13 protein-coding genes are annotated in these 16,527 nt (G+C 41.5%); 10 read left to right on the plus strand and 3 right to left on the minus strand.

Features of this window, described 5'->3' with window-relative positions:
- The first annotated feature begins 133 nt into the window (after window positions 1–133).
- Window positions 134–1,540 (plus strand): 23S rRNA (uracil(1939)-C(5))-methyltransferase RlmD, encoded by a 1,407-nt coding sequence (rlmD, locus tag GNF10_RS01925; RefSeq protein ID WP_185585003.1) that lies wholly within the window; start codon window positions 134–136, stop codon window positions 1,538–1,540.
- Between the two features lie 391 nt (window positions 1,541–1,931).
- A complete protein-coding gene (locus GNF10_RS01930; protein ID WP_114084571.1) occupies window positions 1,932–2,381 on the plus strand; it encodes an anti-sigma regulatory factor in 450 nt (149 codons plus the stop codon).
- Window positions 2,382–2,458: 77 nt separating this feature from the next.
- On the opposite strand, the gene GNF10_RS01935 is transcribed toward GNF10_RS01930, so the two are convergent.
- Complete coding sequence (locus GNF10_RS01935) at window positions 2,459–2,734, minus strand: DUF6439 family protein (protein ID WP_041565907.1); 276 nt, start codon at window positions 2,732–2,734, stop codon at window positions 2,459–2,461.
- Window positions 2,735–2,778: 44 nt separating this feature from the next.
- On the opposite strand from GNF10_RS01935, the gene GNF10_RS01940 reads away from it, so the two are divergent.
- From GNF10_RS01940 to GNF10_RS38270, 3 genes are all read left to right on the plus strand, one after another.
- Window positions 2,779–3,141 (plus strand): hypothetical protein, encoded by a 363-nt coding sequence (locus GNF10_RS01940; protein ID WP_185585002.1) that lies wholly within the window; start codon window positions 2,779–2,781, stop codon window positions 3,139–3,141.
- Window positions 3,142–3,143: 2 nt separating this feature from the next.
- The gene (asnS, locus tag GNF10_RS01945; protein ID WP_185585001.1) at window positions 3,144–4,535 is read left to right on the plus strand and encodes an asparagine--tRNA ligase; all 1,392 of its coding nucleotides are present in this window, start codon (window positions 3,144–3,146) and stop codon (window positions 4,533–4,535) included.
- A 276-nt stretch (window positions 4,536–4,811) separates the two neighbouring features.
- Complete coding sequence (locus GNF10_RS38270) at window positions 4,812–4,940, plus strand: hypothetical protein (protein WP_260445956.1); 129 nt, start codon at window positions 4,812–4,814, stop codon at window positions 4,938–4,940.
- Window positions 4,941–4,970: 30 nt separating this feature from the next.
- Here GNF10_RS38270 and GNF10_RS01950 read toward each other — a convergent pair whose 3' ends face one another.
- Window positions 4,971–5,432 (minus strand): hypothetical protein, encoded by a 462-nt coding sequence (locus GNF10_RS01950; protein WP_185585000.1) that lies wholly within the window; start codon window positions 5,430–5,432, stop codon window positions 4,971–4,973.
- 400 nt (window positions 5,433–5,832) lie between these two features.
- Between GNF10_RS01950 and GNF10_RS01955 the strand changes: the two genes are divergently transcribed.
- Window positions 5,833–6,465, plus strand: coding sequence for a triacylglycerol lipase (locus GNF10_RS01955; RefSeq protein WP_185584999.1), 633 nt, complete (start codon window positions 5,833–5,835; stop codon window positions 6,463–6,465).
- A 76-nt stretch (window positions 6,466–6,541) separates the two neighbouring features.
- Here the strand turns inward: GNF10_RS01955 and GNF10_RS01960 are convergent, their stop codons facing one another.
- Complete coding sequence (locus GNF10_RS01960; protein WP_185584998.1) at window positions 6,542–6,973, minus strand: VOC family protein; 432 nt, start codon at window positions 6,971–6,973, stop codon at window positions 6,542–6,544.
- A 604-nt stretch (window positions 6,974–7,577) separates the two neighbouring features.
- Here GNF10_RS01960 and GNF10_RS01965 point away from each other — a divergent pair.
- The 4 genes from GNF10_RS01965 to GNF10_RS01980 all read left to right on the plus strand — a co-directional run bounded on the left by GNF10_RS01965 (window position 7,578) and on the right by GNF10_RS01980 (window position 16,245).
- Window positions 7,578–8,399 (plus strand): TIGR00297 family protein, encoded by an 822-nt coding sequence (locus GNF10_RS01965; protein WP_185584997.1) that lies wholly within the window; start codon window positions 7,578–7,580, stop codon window positions 8,397–8,399.
- Between the two features lie 425 nt (window positions 8,400–8,824).
- Window positions 8,825–9,607, plus strand: a complete 783-nt coding sequence (locus tag GNF10_RS01970) for a peptidylprolyl isomerase (RefSeq protein WP_185581210.1) — start codon at window positions 8,825–8,827, stop codon at window positions 9,605–9,607.
- Window positions 9,556–12,258, plus strand: coding sequence for a type I secretion system permease/ATPase (locus tag GNF10_RS01975; protein WP_185581211.1), 2,703 nt, complete (start codon window positions 9,556–9,558; stop codon window positions 12,256–12,258). Before GNF10_RS01970 ends, GNF10_RS01975 begins: the two co-directional genes overlap by 52 nt.
- Window positions 12,259–12,534: 276 nt before the next feature.
- The gene (locus tag GNF10_RS01980) at window positions 12,535–16,245 is read left to right on the plus strand and encodes a CARDB domain-containing protein (protein WP_260445955.1); all 3,711 of its coding nucleotides are present in this window, start codon (window positions 12,535–12,537) and stop codon (window positions 16,243–16,245) included.
- The last annotated feature ends 282 nt before the right edge of the window (window positions 16,246–16,527 follow it).

Raw genomic sequence — 16,527 nt, forward strand, 5'->3', positions numbered from 1 at the left:
AGGGGAGCAGGGGGAGCAGGGGGAGAATTCGTAACTCCTAACTCTTCATGGGCTAAACCTTAGCTATCCGCTAACAGCACTCTGAACTGTTTTGCCCAATGCCCCATGCCCAATAACAAATGACAAATGACAAATGACTAAAATAATTTGGCAACAGGGTGAATTAATTGAAGTGACGATCGCTAACCTGAGTGATACAGGTGATGGGGTGGGACGCGCTGATGAGCGTGTAGTGTTTGTCCCAGATACTGTACCGGGCGATCGCGCCATTATCCGCTTGGTTCATGTGAAACCAAAATACGCCCACGGGAAGCTCCAGGAGCTATTAGAGCCATCTCCCCACCGTATCCGACCCAATTGTATTGTGGCGGATAAATGCGGTGGTTGCCAGTGGCAGCATGTTAATTATGACTACCAGCTAGTAGCCAAGCAAAATCAAGTTATCCAAGCTTTAGAACGCATTGGTGGTTTTGTCCAACCACCGGTAAATCCGGTACTCGCCGCCCCTTCTGCTTTAGGCTATCGTAATAAATCTACATATCCTTTGGGCATATCGGCAACAGGACAGGTACAAGCTGGTTACTACCAAAAAGGTAGTCACCAATTAATTAATTTAAATCAATGTCCAGTTCAAGATGCGCGATTAAATCCCTTACTTGCCGAAGTTAAGCAAGATATTCAACGACAAGGTTGGCAAATTTATGACGAACAGCGCCATCGGGGAAAAATTCGCCATCTGGGTTTACGCATTGGCCGACACACTGGAGAAATGTTGTTGACTTTGGTGGTGAAAGACTGGAATTTATCAGGAATTGAAACCCAAGCACAGGAATGGTTAAAGCGTTATCCGCAGTTAGTGGGAGTGTCGCTCAATCGCAATGGCGATCGCACAAATGCTATATTCGGATCAGAAACTCGTTGCATTGCTGGAGTCCCCCACCTGCGTGAAAACTTTGCTGGACTGGAATTTCAAGTACGCCCAGATACATTTTTCCAAGTGTATACAGAAACAGCAGAGGCACTATTGCAGATAATTCAATCAGAACTCAATCTTCAAGGGCATGAGTTGCTAGTTGATGCCTATTGTGGTATTGGGACTTTAACTTTACCCCTCGCCAAAAAAGTACGGATTGCTACAGGATTAGAAGTGCAACCAGCAGCAGTAGAACAAGCTATTTTGAATGCCCACCGCAACGGAATTGATAATGTGACATTCCAAGTTGGGGCAGTAGAGAAATTGCTTCCCAAAATGGGCACAATACCAGAAGTAGTAATACTCGATCCGCCACGTAAGGGGTGCGATCGCGCTGTCATTGACAGTTTACGGCAACTGAAACCATCTCGGATAGTTTACGTCAGCTGTAAGGTATCTACCCTCGCCCGTGACCTGAAATTGCTTTGTGAAGATGGGCAATATACCATCACACGAGTACAACCTGCTGATTTTTTTCCTCAAACTGCTCATGTTGAAGCTGCCGCATTTCTTGTGCTATCAGATTTGCACAAGGATAGTAATTCCTTTACAAAAACTGAAATTTGAAAATTTTAGTCTAGTGCATACTAAAGATGCTAAAATTGAATTAAGCTGAAAATAAAAATTCCTTTTCGTTTAAATAAATTCAAGTTGCATAGGTTCTTATAAATATGAATTGGATTGTGTAAATGACAAATCGGCAATTAACTAGAGTATCCCAATACTCGGTCAAATTACTAGCATCTTTTTAAGTTGCTAACATCATTATCAAAACTATTGCAGCCGTTATATATCCAAACAATCTCAACTCATACTATAGGGCTAATGCTCCCTAGCATTTTCAAAATTTAGTTTTAAAGACGCAAGTTTGAAGGCAGCATGACCACCTCAAGTTTTATCAGGGTGCCTGTAATAGCAAACTGATGTCTAGCTAACTGAAAGCTATGGGGTTTCTCTTGTGATTACAATTTCACTCCGTCCAGTTGCACGTTATTGGGGTACTATTAGTTTTGCCTCAACCCTCTACCTTTGTCCAATCTTAGATTTACTGTTGGCAGAAATTCCAGCAAAATTACAAGCAGAACTGCGTCTAGGACTTCAAGAAGCTCTAGTAAATGCAGCTAAACATGGCAATAATCTTGACCCAAGTAAAACAGTTGTAGTCCGTTTTTCCTTAATTGATAATCAATATTGGTGGATCATATCAGACCAGGGTAGTGGCTTTACTCCTTCATCTGCTATTGAAGAAGAGCCAACAGACTATTTACCACCAGATGAATCAGAAAGTGGTCGTGGTTTATGTCTTTTGCACCAAATTTTTGATCAGGTAGAGTGGAACCGCAAAGGCACAGAATTAAGGCTTTGTAAACAAATGGAAACTCGCCGTGGACTATCTCTGCGACGATAAAAAGGGAGTGGGGAAAGTTATTAATTGATTGTTTTTTACTAACTATTCCCTATTCCCTATTCCCCATTCCCAATTCCCTACTTCCCGTGAGTTGGACAGGGAGGCGCGGAAATGGAGCGATCTAACCAACCAATTGCCTGTTCTAATCTAGCTTGAGCTTCTTGTGGCTGATTCTTTAAAAGATACACAATTGCTGCTGCCACTTGTTCATTAGCGCGGGAATTGCGGTTAGACTTGAGGCGATGCCAATCGTTAGGGGAAATACTCAGTCTTTCCATGAGAGCTTGAGCTAGTTCCAGAGTACTAAGTTCATTCAGTTGACTGGTTTTCGGCAGCTGGGTAGATTGGGACATAACTATTGGCACATTTGCATTTACTTCTACTTTACTACTTGTAAATGAAGCCGCCAAAACAATCACAGTCGTCAGCAGAAAATCAAGAACCAGATTTTGAACAAGAATTAGAGGAAGTAGAGCGATCGCTCCTATCCTTAAAAGAGCGTTACGATCAAGTGCAACGTGATCGCCAACAACAGGCACAATGGCAACAGCGCTGGGATCAACTAAAGCATAATAAATCTCAGACACCAGAAATCAAAGCAGAGTTACGGCACATCCAACAGCAGTTAGAAAGGCTAGAACTAAACTTAGAAAGCCAGTTATTTTCTTGGCGTAGCCTCAAAAAACCTTTCTGGCAAGTCGTCCGCTTTGGTGGAATGGGCGTTATCATAGGCTGGATATTAAAGTCTTATGCTGGGTAAATATGGTAAATCGACGGATTGCAGAAATATTGCGAAGTGGCCAACCTGATGAGTCTCTCCTAGTTCAAGGCTGGGTGCGGACGAAGCGCGAGTCCAAAGGGTTTGCTTTTATTGAAGTCAATGACGGCTCATCACTAGCTAATTTGCAAGTCGTCATTAATCAGGATTTGCCAGATTACGAAGCTATATTGAAAAAACTGAATACAGGTGCTGCTGTTGAGGCTACAGGGGTACTGGTGGCTTCTCTTGGTAAAGGACAACGAATTGAGTTGAAAGCCGAGTCTGTGAAAGTTTACGGTGAAGCTGATCCCGATACATATCCCCTGCAAAAGAAACGTCATTCCTTTGAGTTTCTGCGAACCATTGGACATTTGCGATCGCGGACTAATTCTTTTGGTGCAGTTTTCCGCGTCAGAAATGCTTGTTCAGCAGCAATTCACCAATTCTTCCAACAAAGAGGGTTTTTATGGGTACACACCCCCATTATCACCGCTAGCGATTGTGAAGGCGCGGGTGAACTATTTAGCGTTACCAGTTTAGATTTAAAGAATATCCCCCGCACAGAAAACCAAGCAGTAGATTACAGCCAAGACTTTTTTGCGAAACCCACATATTTAACAGTTAGCGGCCAGTTGGAAGCGGAAGTCATGGCAATGGCGTTTAGTAACGTCTACACCTTTGGCCCTACCTTCCGTGCAGAAAATTCCAACACCTCCCGCCACCTAGCAGAATTTTGGATGGTTGAGCCGGAAATGGCTTTCTGTGACTTAGAAGGCGATATGGATTTAGCTGAGGCGTTTCTGAAACACATTTTTAAATATGTGTTGGAAACTTGCCCAGAAGATATGGAATTTTTCAATGAACGCATTGATAAGTCTGTATTGGCGACAGCCGAAAATATTATTAATAATCAGTTTGAGCGCTTAACTTATACAGAAGCCATCAAAGTTTTAGAAAAAGCTGATGTTAAATTTGAATATCCTGTGAGTTGGGGTTTAGATTTACAATCAGAACACGAACGCTACCTAGCTGAACAACAGTTTAAAAAGCCAGTAATTGTTACAGATTATCCAGCGCAAATCAAAGCATTTTATATGCGCTTGAACGACGATGAAAAAACCGTCCGCGCAATGGATATTCTCGCACCCAAAATTGGCGAGATCGTAGGTGGTTCACAGCGTGAAGAACGCCTAGAAGTTTTAGAGCGCCGCGTGTTAGCACAAGGATTAAAGCCAGAAGATTTGTGGTGGTATCTTGATTTACGTCGTTATGGTACTGTTCCCCACGCTGGTTTTGGACTAGGTTTTGAACGACTCGTGCAATTTATGACAGGTATGGGAAATATCCGCGATGTGATTCCTTTTCCGCGTACACCACTAAGTGCTGAATTTTAGTTTAAATTGTAGACCTGGCCATTTATAATCCAATACAGTTCAGATAAGACAATACAGTTCAGATAAGACCAAAATACTTGTAGATACGGCGATTTATCGCGTCTCAAAACCCACGATTTTGTACAAGTAGCGCTTTGAACCGTATTGATTTATAATCGCCAGGTTTTTAAATTTTGGGGATCAACAAAAATCCAGTTAAAAACATTTATCATCAACCTACAAAACCAAACAATTGGTAAAATCCGGCAAAATGCCAGAATCTCAGGAAGAGTAGTTTTGAATGAAAAAGCCTCTACCTTAAAAGATGAAGTTGTAGTGGAGAAAATTAAGCGATCGCTCCTAATTGGGAGAGTTCCTCCATCTACAACTGGCAAAGCTATTTTAACCTTGCGGATTCAGATTTAACTTGTAGATACGGGCAATTTCGCATCTCTATCAATTGTTAGACGTGTTAGGCGTTTTAACCTGACGTGCCATGTCTAGGTAAGCACTCATATTCGCACCTGGACGACGACGACCATTAGAGCTAGTAGTCGAAGGAGCAAGATATTTTGGTGCAAAGGTGGTTTCAGCAGGTGTTTTTGGGCTAGCGGTGGCAGCTGCTTTAGCGGGTTCAGCTTTGACAGCTTTACCATTCTGAGATGCTTCTACTTTGGTCTTTGTCGCAGTTGTGGTTGCTTTAGCAGTCTGAGGTTCAGGGCTTTTTGCAGCCGGAGATATTGCTGGTGTCGCAGCCTTACCGTTTGATGCTGCTGGTTTCGATTGACTGGTTGCTTCGTCCAGTTCTAAGAAGTAACCATTGCTTTGTTTTTTACTGGGTAACAACCCAGTCACGAAACCAAGAATCCCAGTCACGAAACCGAGAATCCCTGAAATTAACTTTTTGATAAAATCCATTACAATTACTCCTGCCTTTTATATTTGGAACTCGACCGTAATTGTTAAAAATTACGAAAAAATGTAACATTTTCTGCTTTGGTGTCAACTCGTTCTGCTGACAACCCTTATAGATTTGTGCTTAATCAACATTGTAGTAAAACTATAGGGCAAATGTTCTTTATGCAAGCACTTGCGACCTTTATACACCGAGAACTAATTATTAAATTTTACTGTAACTAAGAGCAAGATTCTGAAAGCAAGCTTTATAAAAATTAACACTTCTTCGTTTGAAAATTATTGATTGGAAAAAAGCAAGCGGTTTACTTTTAACCAGTGGGAGGAGTGTCATAGATTGTTCGCAGATAGCAACAGCATTCAGTTACATTTTGTACAGACTTCATTCAGCCAGATTTGAGAGATGAATACTGAAAATCAGCAGCGCAATCCTGTGCTATTGGTACACGGCATTGACGATAAGGGGGCGGTTTTTCATAAAATGGCAGGTTACTTAGGATTACAGGGGTGGTCTGTATATTCTTTGGATCTGGTTCCTAATAATGGTGATGTGGGTCTTGATGAATTGGCAAAACAGGTAGCTGATTATGTTACAGACACCTTTGCACCAGAACAAGGGCTAGATTTAATAGGCTTTAGCATGGGAGGAATTGTCAGCCGTTACTATATCCAGCGACTGGGAGGAATTAACCGCATTCAGAGATTTATTACGATCTCTTCACCTCATCATGGAACTGTTGTTGCTTATGGTTCCCAGCGTCCTGGTTGTGTACAAATGCGCCCTGACAGCATTTTTCTCAAGGATTTAAATTCTGATGCTGTAATATTGGAGCAATTAGATTTTACTTCGATCTGGACACCTTATGATTTGATGATTGTCCCAGCGAATAGTTCACAAATGCCCGTAGGAAGCGAAGTAATAGTACCAGTTCCCCTACACCCTTGGATGCTAACAGACCCAAGGAGTTTAGCAGCAGTAAAAGCAGCTTTAACAAAGCCTATTAAGCTGCCCTTTCTCAAAAAAGCATCCAGTTAGTAGCCAAGATACTTACTTACCACCCTGAATCTATTCATCTTTAATTACGAATTACGAATTACGAATTACGAATTACTTAAGTTCTATCCCCAATTTGCGTATGTTCGTAACTCCCAAAAATTGCCTCTGGGTGACGATAATACTTGAATTCCATAAGGTTATAAAAAGGATCTTCTAAAAAGAAAGTGCGATGTTCAAGAGGAGAACCGACAAAGCGATTTTTGGTTTCTTCACGAAAAAGTAGCTGTTGTTGTTGTGCCCTTTCTAGTAAGTCTTGCCAGTCACGTTCTTGAGTAAAAATTAGTCCAAAGTGTCTGGGATATATACTGTGTTGCGGTATCAAGGGTTCTTTGGTTACGTGAGCCACTAGTTGATGACCATAGAGATTTAGAATCAGCGCGTGATGGTTTTCACGACCAGGAATACAGCCCAATCCATCCACGTAATATGCTTTTGTTTGGGCAATATCAGTCACAGGGAAAGCAAGATGGAATAAAGTTTGGCTCATAGCTTCGGGGAAATATGTTAGTAGTTGATGCTATCTACAATTTATTCTGTTAAGTTTTGATTGTCGTCAACTTGAACACAGTTTTAGCTGACAATAATTTATATCCTTGATCTTTATAACTAAAACTAGGAACTGAGTACCATTCAGTCACTGCAACTTGTGGCTAAAGACTTCGCCCTATATTTATATAATTTACACTTAATTCTTTAGGTGACTCCTTTCTCTTGTGCAGGTATACTCATTTATGTTTGCCTGGGCAGACACTCAGTAACGGAGATTTCCAAGCTGACAACTTTATGATAGATGGTGTGTTGAAAACTTAATGCACCATAATAAAGTGCTTTGTATCAGTTACTAGAAGAGTCCACTCAACTAAACAAAATTTTTGCATTTTGTTTAATCCACCTCCTTTAATAAATATTGCAGTCTATATGTAAAACGTTGTTTGTAGTTTTACACTCAGCTTTGAGGGTGATGGGATGCAATTTAGTTAACAATACAAACATATTACTTTAACTAGAGAGGTTTCAGGAACTAAGCACTAAGCATGACAAATTCGTTATTCTGTTCATGTTAAGACAAAATTACTCATGATTAATTGCTGATGTCATCCTTAATTGATTCTGTTAATCCCTGGTTGGTGGCAGTAGTATTAAACACAATTCTATTGGGTTTAGCTTGGATTGCCCCGAAAAAGCTACTTACGCCTGCTGGATCATTTCATGCGTGGTTTCTGGCCATCCTAATTTGGGTAACTCTAGGCTGGCAAGGATATACAGTAGTAATGTTTTATTTTCTGGTTGGTTCTGGTGTTACCCGCATCGGTATGGCGCAGAAAGAGGCTGAAGGAATTGCCGAAAAGCGTTCTGGGGCAAGGGGCCCGGAGAATGTCTGGGGTTCAGCTTTGACCGGGGCGCTGTGTGCCTTGGGAGTAGGGATAATAAATTCGGGATTTCTCGTACCTAGTTCCCAATCTTTAGTTCCCAATACTTCGGCAACGCTCAGTACAAGTCTCCAGTCTCTATTATTACTAGGCTATGTAGCGAGTTTCAGTACCAAACTGGCTGACACTACTGCAAGTGAAGTTGGTAAAGCGTATGGTAAAAGCACCTTTCTAATTACCACACTCAAACCGGTGCCTCGCGGTACAGAAGGAGCGGTCAGCTTGGAGGGGACTTTAGCTGGTATTGTGGCTTCTGTAGCGATCGCATTTGTTGGTTGGGGAGTTGGTTTAATCGATCTATTAGGAGTCGCTTGGTGTATACTGGCAGCATTTATTGCCACTAACTTAGAAAGTGTGATTGGGGCAACACTGCAATCTAAGTATACCTGGCTGACCAATGAGGTAGTAAATATTTTTAATACATTAATCGGTGCGATCGCGGCTGTGCTACTTTCCTGGACATGGGTAAATATCATTAAGTAGATTGAGCATTGGGCATTGGGCATTGGGCATTGGGAATTGGGTAAAACGGTTCTTCTTCTCCGAGTTCTGAGTAAAGAAGTGAGATTCTCAACTCAGCACTAAGAACCGGTCTAAACGCCCCGCTACTGCTAACAGCACTCAATACCTAATACCCAATACTCTTGAGGGTCAGTGGCAGAAAATAAGCAATCTGCTTTACTACTGCACTACCTCTGAAATTTTCAATCCTGTTTTGTCCTCGCTAGACTGTAAACATAATCATGGAAAATTATTGTATTGAGTAGCTATATAATTTTTTGACCATTTAGATGTAATTAGTTCATGGAATCTTTATCATTTTTATTTATCAACGACCAGATGATCTCTATATGATGATTTAATTTAAAAGTCCTATAAGTGTTTAACCATTTTCACATAATTAATTCATGGAATCTTTATCATTTTTGACAATTAATGACCAAATAATTTCTATTGAGGAAGCTGTAAAGTACCTACAAGCCTCTGGAAAATTGGGGCAGTTCATTGGAGATATTCTCCGTCAGCACGTAATTGAGGAAGAAATCCGAACACGAGACGATATTGAAATTGGTACAGCGATAACCGAACAGTCCATTATTGACTTTAGACTGAAAAATCAACTAACTGACCCTAAAAGTTTTCAAGAATGGTTAAAGAGCAATAACACAGATTACGCTGCATTCCATACATCAGTTACTTTTGGTTACAAGTTAGAAAAGCTGAAAGCTGTAGTCACGGAAGCAAAAATCCAAGAATATTTTATTGAACGCAAAATCTTTTTGGATCGGGTGGTACTTTCTCGGATAGTTGTTAATAATCGAGAATTGGCAGACGAACTACAAACCCAAATTGAAGAAGGAGGTAGTTTTGAGCAACTAGCTAAAGAGTATTCACTTTCAGATGACCGAATTGTGAACGGCATGATGGGAATAGTCAGCCGAGGAAGTATGCCGGATATATTACGAGCAGCTATTGATGTGGCAAGTCCTGGACAATTAATAGGACCAATAGAAATCGTTGGCAAAGACTCTCCCCAAGGAGAAGGACCTTATGGTTTGTTTCGAGTAGAACAATTTCTGCCAGCGTCTTTAGAAGATACTCAACTCAAGCAAGCACTACAAAATGAGTTATTTGAGAAATGGCTAGCAGAGAAAATTCAAAAACTGACAGTCAAGCTACAAGTGAGTTAAAAATTCTGGATAATGAATCTTTACGGTTAAAAGTGCTAGCTTCTTTGCCTTGGAATCAGCCGCCGCTATGCTGGCTGACTCCCGAACAACAATCCCAATTGGAAAATGAGTGTCAAACTCGTCAGTATCGTTTGGGAGAAAAAATTTGGTCTAACGATGTCGGTCGTTACCAATTCTTAATTGTGGCTGGAAAAGTTCGCTTACGAGAAGAGGGAGTTGGCAAACCTTTGGCAGCCCTAGAAGTGGGGGATTGGTTTGGTGATTTACAAAAGTTGTCTGCGGATTTTAAAGCTGTAGCTGCTAGCAAAGAAGTAATAGTAGTGTGTTGGGATACAGCCCTGTGGACAGAATTTTCTAACCCACAAATTCAGGAATTTTGGCAAGTCTTACCAGTGGATATGGAGGAAGAAAGAGAGACATTTTCCTTCTCTTCCAATCCTTCAGTAACATCATTTTCAGATGGGACTTCCAGCCCTCATAGCCTCCAGCCCCAAAAACGACTCCCAGCCGCGAATTTAATCATCTCAAATTATCCATTTGTTGCTAGCTGGAACACTGCTGCTGCTTGTTTAACAATGGTGGCGCAACAGCTAGAAAACTCTGTGCAACTGGAATGGGTGCAACGTCAACTCAGAGGACAACGCCCAAAACAGGTTGTGGAAGCAGGAGAAAAGTTAGGGTTAGTGTTGCGGCGGTTACAAGTGAGTTGGGGTGAGTTGCGACAACTGTCATTTCCAGCTTTACTGTTGTGGAATTCTGACTCACCCCAGAGTCCATCCTGGGTGGTAGCTTATGGAGTTAAGGGCGATCGCTTAATTATCGCTAACCCTCTAAATCCCGATCGCATTTGTGAAAGCTTACCGCAATCCATAGTTGAGGCATCGTGGGATGGACAATTGTGGCAAGTAGAACTCATATCTAAACAAGAAACATTTAACCTCAGTTGGTTCACCCCAGCAGTTTGGAAGTATAAGGGATTACTAACAGAAGTATTATTAGCATCTTTTACCTTGCAGCTTTTGGGGTTAACAACACCACTAATTACGCAAGTAGTTATTGATAAAGTGATGGTGCAGGGGAGTTTGCCGACTCTTGATGTCATGGCGATCGCACTTCTTTGTGTAGCCATATTTGAGTCCGTACTTGGCATTCTGCGCCTATTCATCTTTACCCATACAGCCCGTCGTCTGGATTTAAGTTTATCAGCACAGCTATTTCGCCATCTGATGCGCCTGCCTTTGGCTTATTTTGAGTCGCGGCGCGTCGGAGACACAGTAGCACGAGTCCAGGAACTCGAACAAATTCGTCAGTTCCTCACAGGTACAGCATTAACTGTGATTCTAGATAGCATCTTTGCTGTGGTGTACCTAGCATTGATGTTTTACTACAACGTCCCACTCACCTTTGTGGCTTTAGCAGTACTGCCACTGTTTGCGACTTTGACGATAGTTGCAACACCAATTCTGCGTAACTGGCTCAACGAAACTTTTAACCGGAGTGCCGATAGTCAATCCTTTTTAGTAGAGACAATCACGGGGATTCATTCCGTTAAAGCCCATGCAGCAGAACCAGTAGCCCGCGATCGCTGGGAGGGCTTATTTGCTCGCTTCATCCGCACAGGTTTTAAAGCCTCTACCACCTCCAATATCAGCAGCAACATTGGTGACTTCCTCACTAATTTTTCCACCATGCTGATTCTCTGGTTTGGAGCCAAATTAGTTATCGAACAAAAGCTCACAATTGGACAACTAGTTGCCTTTCAAATGCTATCTGGCAGAGTCACGGGCCCACTTTTGCGCTTAGTACAGTTATGGCAAACCCTCCAACAAGTGCTACTTTCTGTAGATCGCATTGGTGATATTCTCAACGTCTCCCCAGAAGCTGAACTAGGAACTGGTCTAGTTTTACCACCTCTGAAAGGACAAGTCACCTTCGAGCAAGTATTTTTCCGCTACCGGCCGAACTTTGAAGCAATTCTGCGGGGAATATCTTTCAATGCCGAACCAGGGCAATTTGTCGGTATTGTCGGACGTAGCGGTTCTGGTAAAAGTACCTTGTCTAAGCTATTGCAACGCCTCTATCAAATTGAATCAGGACGCATCCTCATTGATGGTTTTGATATAAAAAGTGCTGATTTAGCCTCACTGCGGCAACAAGTTAGTGTAGTTCTCCAAGAAGACTTTTTATTCAACGGTTCTATTTTGGAAAATATCACTCTCGGTACTCCCGACATTACCGCAGAACAAGTGGTAGAGGCGGCAAGACTAGCAGTAGCACACGACTTCATCAGTCAATTACCCTACGGTTACGAAACCAATGTGGGTGAACGCGGTACAGCTTTATCTGGCGGACAAAGACAACGTATTGCCCTCGCAAGGTTATTTCTTTCCCAAGCGCCGATTTTAGTTTTGGATGAAGCTACCAGCGCTTTGGATAGTGAAACCGAACAACAAGTACTACAAAACCTGCAAAAAGTTTCCGCTAACCGTACTGTGTTTCTGATTGCTCACCGCTTTGCCCCTCTCAAACGCGCCGATTTGATTTTGGTATTAGAACAAGGTGTGATTGCCGAACGTGGTACTCACTCAGAGTTATTGCAACAAAAAGGTTTGTATTGGTCACTATATCAACGCCAGCAAGCAAACATTTAGTAGCTTTAACAAGCTTTTAACTTGTGTTTATTTGATGCCTAAAAAGCAGTTTAAATATAGTCTTTGGTGAATGAAGTTATACTTCATTCGCCTTTTTAATTTCTTAAGTATGCAGAAAACTGTAATCTTACTTGCTAATTACGTGATTTTATAGTTAAGTGTATTTGTAGCACCTGTCTTACAAATAAATATCTCCCGGCTCAATCCCTTATATATCAAGGATTTGAGTACTTTTTTTGGTGCGAATTCACTTGAATATACGAGGTGAAACTACTAATGTTTTTTACCAAAAACTGTAATTCTATTAATGAAAATTCTGGTATAAAAGCCACCCTTATATCATCAAATAAATCTCATGTTTTTGATAATCAGAATAATGACTCTAGCTTCAGTCTGAGTAGTGTAAATAGTTTTAGAGCCAGCGATCACAGTAGTTATATTTCTACGGAAATCGACCCTTTCGGAGGTAAAAAAAATTATGCCAAGAAGAGTAGTCTAAGCAACGGAAATCAAGCGATCGCTGCTATTCAGCCAGACCTGATAGCACGTACCGTTTCAACTCCCAGTTCTGCCGCAGCTGGCAGTAGCATTCAACTGAGCTATGAAATTGAAAACCAAGGCAATGCCAGTGCTGGTTATAGCTATACCAAGTTTTATTTGTCTCTGGATCTCTCTTTAGGGAGTGAAGATATATTTTTAGGCGATGACTATGTTGATAACATCCTATCTGGTTACTATCGGTCAGAGTCAACCACACTCACCATCGGCAATAGCGTCGCCGCAGGTAGCTATTATTTGGTGTATCAAGCCGATGGCTATAACTATGTTGCCGAAAGCAACGAAAACAACAACGCTGTTGCTGACGTAATTAATATTACTAAACCAGACCTGATAGTACAAAATACCTCAAATCCCAGTTCGGCAGCGGCTGGAAGTAGCATTCAACTAAACTATCAAATCAAAAACCAAGGCAATGCTAGTGCTGTTGCTAGTAACACCAAGTTTTATCTCTCCCAAGATTTAAATATCGGAAATGAAGATGTGTACTTGGGCTATGACTACGTTAGCGGCATTGCTGCGGGTAGTTATAGTTCTGAGTCAACCACACTCAGTTTTGGCAGTAACATCACTGCCGGGAATTATTACTTAGCATACATAGCCGATGGTGATGGGAATGTTGCTGAAAGCAATGAAACTAACAACGGTATTGCCGGAGTAATCTCCATTACTCCAACTCAAAAATCAGACCTGATAGTTCAAAATACCTCAGCCCCTAGTACAGCATCAGTTGGTAGCACCATTCAACTAAGCTATCAGGTGAAAAATCAGGGTGTTGGTGGGGCTGTTGCAACTACCACCAAGTTTTATATATCCAAGGATAATGCTTTTAGTAATGACGATGTATTGTTAGGCTCAGATGGCGTTAACACCGTTGCCGCAGGCGCTACAAGTTCAGAAACAGCATCGCTAATCGTTAACAATGCGATCGCTACAGGTAACTATTACTTGCTCTATCAAGCTGATGGTGCAGGAAATGCAGTTGAGAGCAATGAAACCAATAACTTTGCTAGCAAAGCGATCGCCATTACCCAAGCAGATTTAATAATACAAAACGCTGTAGCTCCCGCTACAACAGCCGTTGGTGGCACCATTCAATTGAGCTATCAGGTCAAAAACCAAGGTGTTGGTGGTGCTGCTGCAACTACCACCAAGTTTTATATATCCAAGGATAATGCTTTTAGTAATGATGATGTGTTGCTCGGCTCAGATGCCGTTAACGCCATTGCCGCAGGTGCTACTAGCTCAGAGACAGCATCGCTGATCATCAACAATGCGATCGCCGCAGGTAACTATTATCTGTTGTATAAAGCCGATGCTAATGGCAATGTTGGTGAAAGTAACGAAACTAATAATATTGTCAGCAAAGCGATCGCTATTAATGGCCCTAAACCAGACCTGGTAATACAAAATATTTCGGCTCCTAGTCTTGTTGACCCTGGTAGCTTAATCACAGTCAATTATCAACTAGCTAATCAAGGTACTGCCAGTGCTGGTTCTAGTACCACTAAGTTTTATCTGTCTAAAGATGCGACGTTGAGCAGCGATGACACATACTTAAGCTATTCCCGAAGCTACTTATACTCTGGATTGGGCGCTAGTAAATATAGTTCAGAGTCTTACTCTTTAATACTCAGTAGTAATATTACTTTTGGAAATTACTACCTGCTATTACAAGCTGATGGCAATGGCGAGATTTTTGAAAGTAATGAAAACAACAATGTCACAGCCAAAGCAATTACGGTTGCTGCACCAGACCTATTAATACAAAATCCTTCGGCTCCTGCTAGCGCCAACATTGGTACAACAATCCAACTAAGCTATCAGGTGAAAAATCAAGGTAATGGTAAAGCTGGTGTTAACACGACACGCTTTTATCTTTCTAAAGATACCAGCCTCAGTAGTGAGGACATTTCGGTCGGTTCGGATATTATCGGTATCTCTGACATTGCTCCCTCTGCTGTAATTTCCGAGTCTGCATCCCTATACCTTTCCAGCACTATTACTCCCGGTAGTTACTATCTCCTATACCAAGCCGATGGTTTTGGATCATTGAAGGAAAGCAATGAAAATAACAACGTTGTTGCCAAAGCAATTACAATTACTGCACCAGACTTAGTAATAGTAGATACTTCAGTTCCAACGAGCGCCGCCATTGGTACTACACTTGAATTTACCTACAAGATCAAAAATCAAGGTAATGGCAATGCTGGTAGCAGCAAAACAGCTTATTCTCTTTCCAGAGACACAATTTTAGGCAATGATGATGATATATCGATAGGCTACGATAGTGTTGCTATCCCAAGCCTGACACCCTCTGCTATATTTTCAAAGTCCATATCTTGGACTATTGACACCACCATTGCAGCAGGTAAATACTATTTGATGTTCAAAGCCGATGGATTGGGAGATGTTGCCGAAAGCAATGAAAGTAACAACTCGGTTTACCATACACAAGCAATTACTTTTACTCCAATTAATGGTGGCGGGTTTAACTCAACTACAGGTTATGGCTTAATTAATGCCGCCGCCGCAGTAGCGAAAGCTTTAGGTCAGAGTACCTTTGCTGATGTGGCTGACTTGGGTGGTGATAATTGGGGAGCTGACTTAGTGAAAGCACCGGAAGTCTGGGCTAAGGGATACACAGGTCAGGGTGTGATCGTCGCTGTGATAGATAGTGGAGTAGATTACAATCACTCAGATTTGAGCGCTAATATCTGGAAGAATACCAAGGAAATCGCTGGCAACGGCAAAGATGATGATGGCAATGGTTACATTGATGATGTCAACGGCTGGAACTTCGTCAGCAACAACAACAATCCATTAGACGACAACGGTCATGGTACTCATGTTGCTGGCACTATTGCTGGGGTGAAAAATAACTTTGGTGTCACTGGTATTGCCTATAATGCCAAGATTATGCCAGTGAAAGTTATGAATAGCGATGGTCAAGGTACTAATAGTGCGATCGCAAATGGTATTCGTTATGCAGTCAATAACGGAGCTAATGTCATTAACCTCAGCTTAGGTGGTTCTGCAAGTAGTGAGATACAGTCAGCTATTCAATATGCTGCCAGCAAAGGAGCAATTACCGTCATGGCAGCAGGTAATGATGGTAAATCAGAACCAGACTATCCTGCTCGCTATGCTACCCAGTGGGGACTTGCGGTTGGAGCAGTTTCTTATAATGGCGTACTGGCTGACTTCTCCAACCGCGCTGGAACAACTCCACTTACATACGTTACAGCTCCAGGAGTCGATATTTACTCGACACTTCCAGGTAATAATTATGGTGTCAAAGATGGCACTTCTATGGCAACTCCTAATGTTGCTGGGGTAATAGCTTTGATGCTCAGTGCTAAGAAAGGTTTAACTGATGCCCAAGTGCGTCAGATTGTCACAACGACAGCAGCAAATAGCTTGGGATAGAATCATCCCTTAAGTGTAGTTTATCAAAGATAAAATCCATTTCTATAAGCGGCAGAATGAGCAGCAAACGCCACTCAGTCTGCCGCTTATTTTATAATTAAGCTTATTCTAAATAGCTGTTCACAAAAAGCATGATTATCATCATATTTTTTTGGTAATAAAATTAGCATTTTATTATTAAATTTCATAGTATTTATTAACAATACGGCTTATCTACAACTTAGAACTTTTGTTCAACAAAAGTTCTAAGGATTTTAGCTGTTAAAAAGCATTTCTATTTTT

Source organism: Nostoc sp. UCD121 (assembly GCF_014222285.1).
In the GTDB taxonomy this organism is placed as follows: Bacteria; Cyanobacteriota; Cyanobacteriia; order Cyanobacteriales; family Nostocaceae; genus Nostoc.

Bases quoted from the DNA above. Each gene is read 5' to 3' on its own strand.
- rlmD (WP_185585003.1), top strand. From the start codon at position 134: ATGACTAAAATAATTTGGCAACAGGGTGAATTAATTGAAGTGACGATC.
- GNF10_RS01935 (WP_041565907.1), bottom strand. From the start codon at position 2,734: ATGTCCCAATCTACCCAGCTGCCGAAAACCAGTCAACTGAATGAACTT.
- GNF10_RS01940 (WP_185585002.1), top strand. From the start codon at position 2,779: ATGAAGCCGCCAAAACAATCACAGTCGTCAGCAGAAAATCAAGAACCA.
- asnS (WP_185585001.1), top strand. From the start codon at position 3,144: ATGGTAAATCGACGGATTGCAGAAATATTGCGAAGTGGCCAACCTGAT.
- GNF10_RS01950 (WP_185585000.1), bottom strand. From the start codon at position 5,432: ATGGATTTTATCAAAAAGTTAATTTCAGGGATTCTCGGTTTCGTGACT.
- GNF10_RS01955 (WP_185584999.1), top strand. From the start codon at position 5,833: ATGAATACTGAAAATCAGCAGCGCAATCCTGTGCTATTGGTACACGGC.
- GNF10_RS01960 (WP_185584998.1), bottom strand. From the start codon at position 6,973: ATGAGCCAAACTTTATTCCATCTTGCTTTCCCTGTGACTGATATTGCC.
- GNF10_RS01965 (WP_185584997.1), top strand. From the start codon at position 7,578: ATGTCATCCTTAATTGATTCTGTTAATCCCTGGTTGGTGGCAGTAGTA.
- GNF10_RS01970 (WP_185581210.1), top strand. From the start codon at position 8,825: ATGGAATCTTTATCATTTTTGACAATTAATGACCAAATAATTTCTATT.
- GNF10_RS01975 (WP_185581211.1), top strand. From the start codon at position 9,556: ATGGCTAGCAGAGAAAATTCAAAAACTGACAGTCAAGCTACAAGTGAG.
- GNF10_RS01980 (WP_260445955.1), top strand. From the start codon at position 12,535: ATGTTTTTTACCAAAAACTGTAATTCTATTAATGAAAATTCTGGTATA.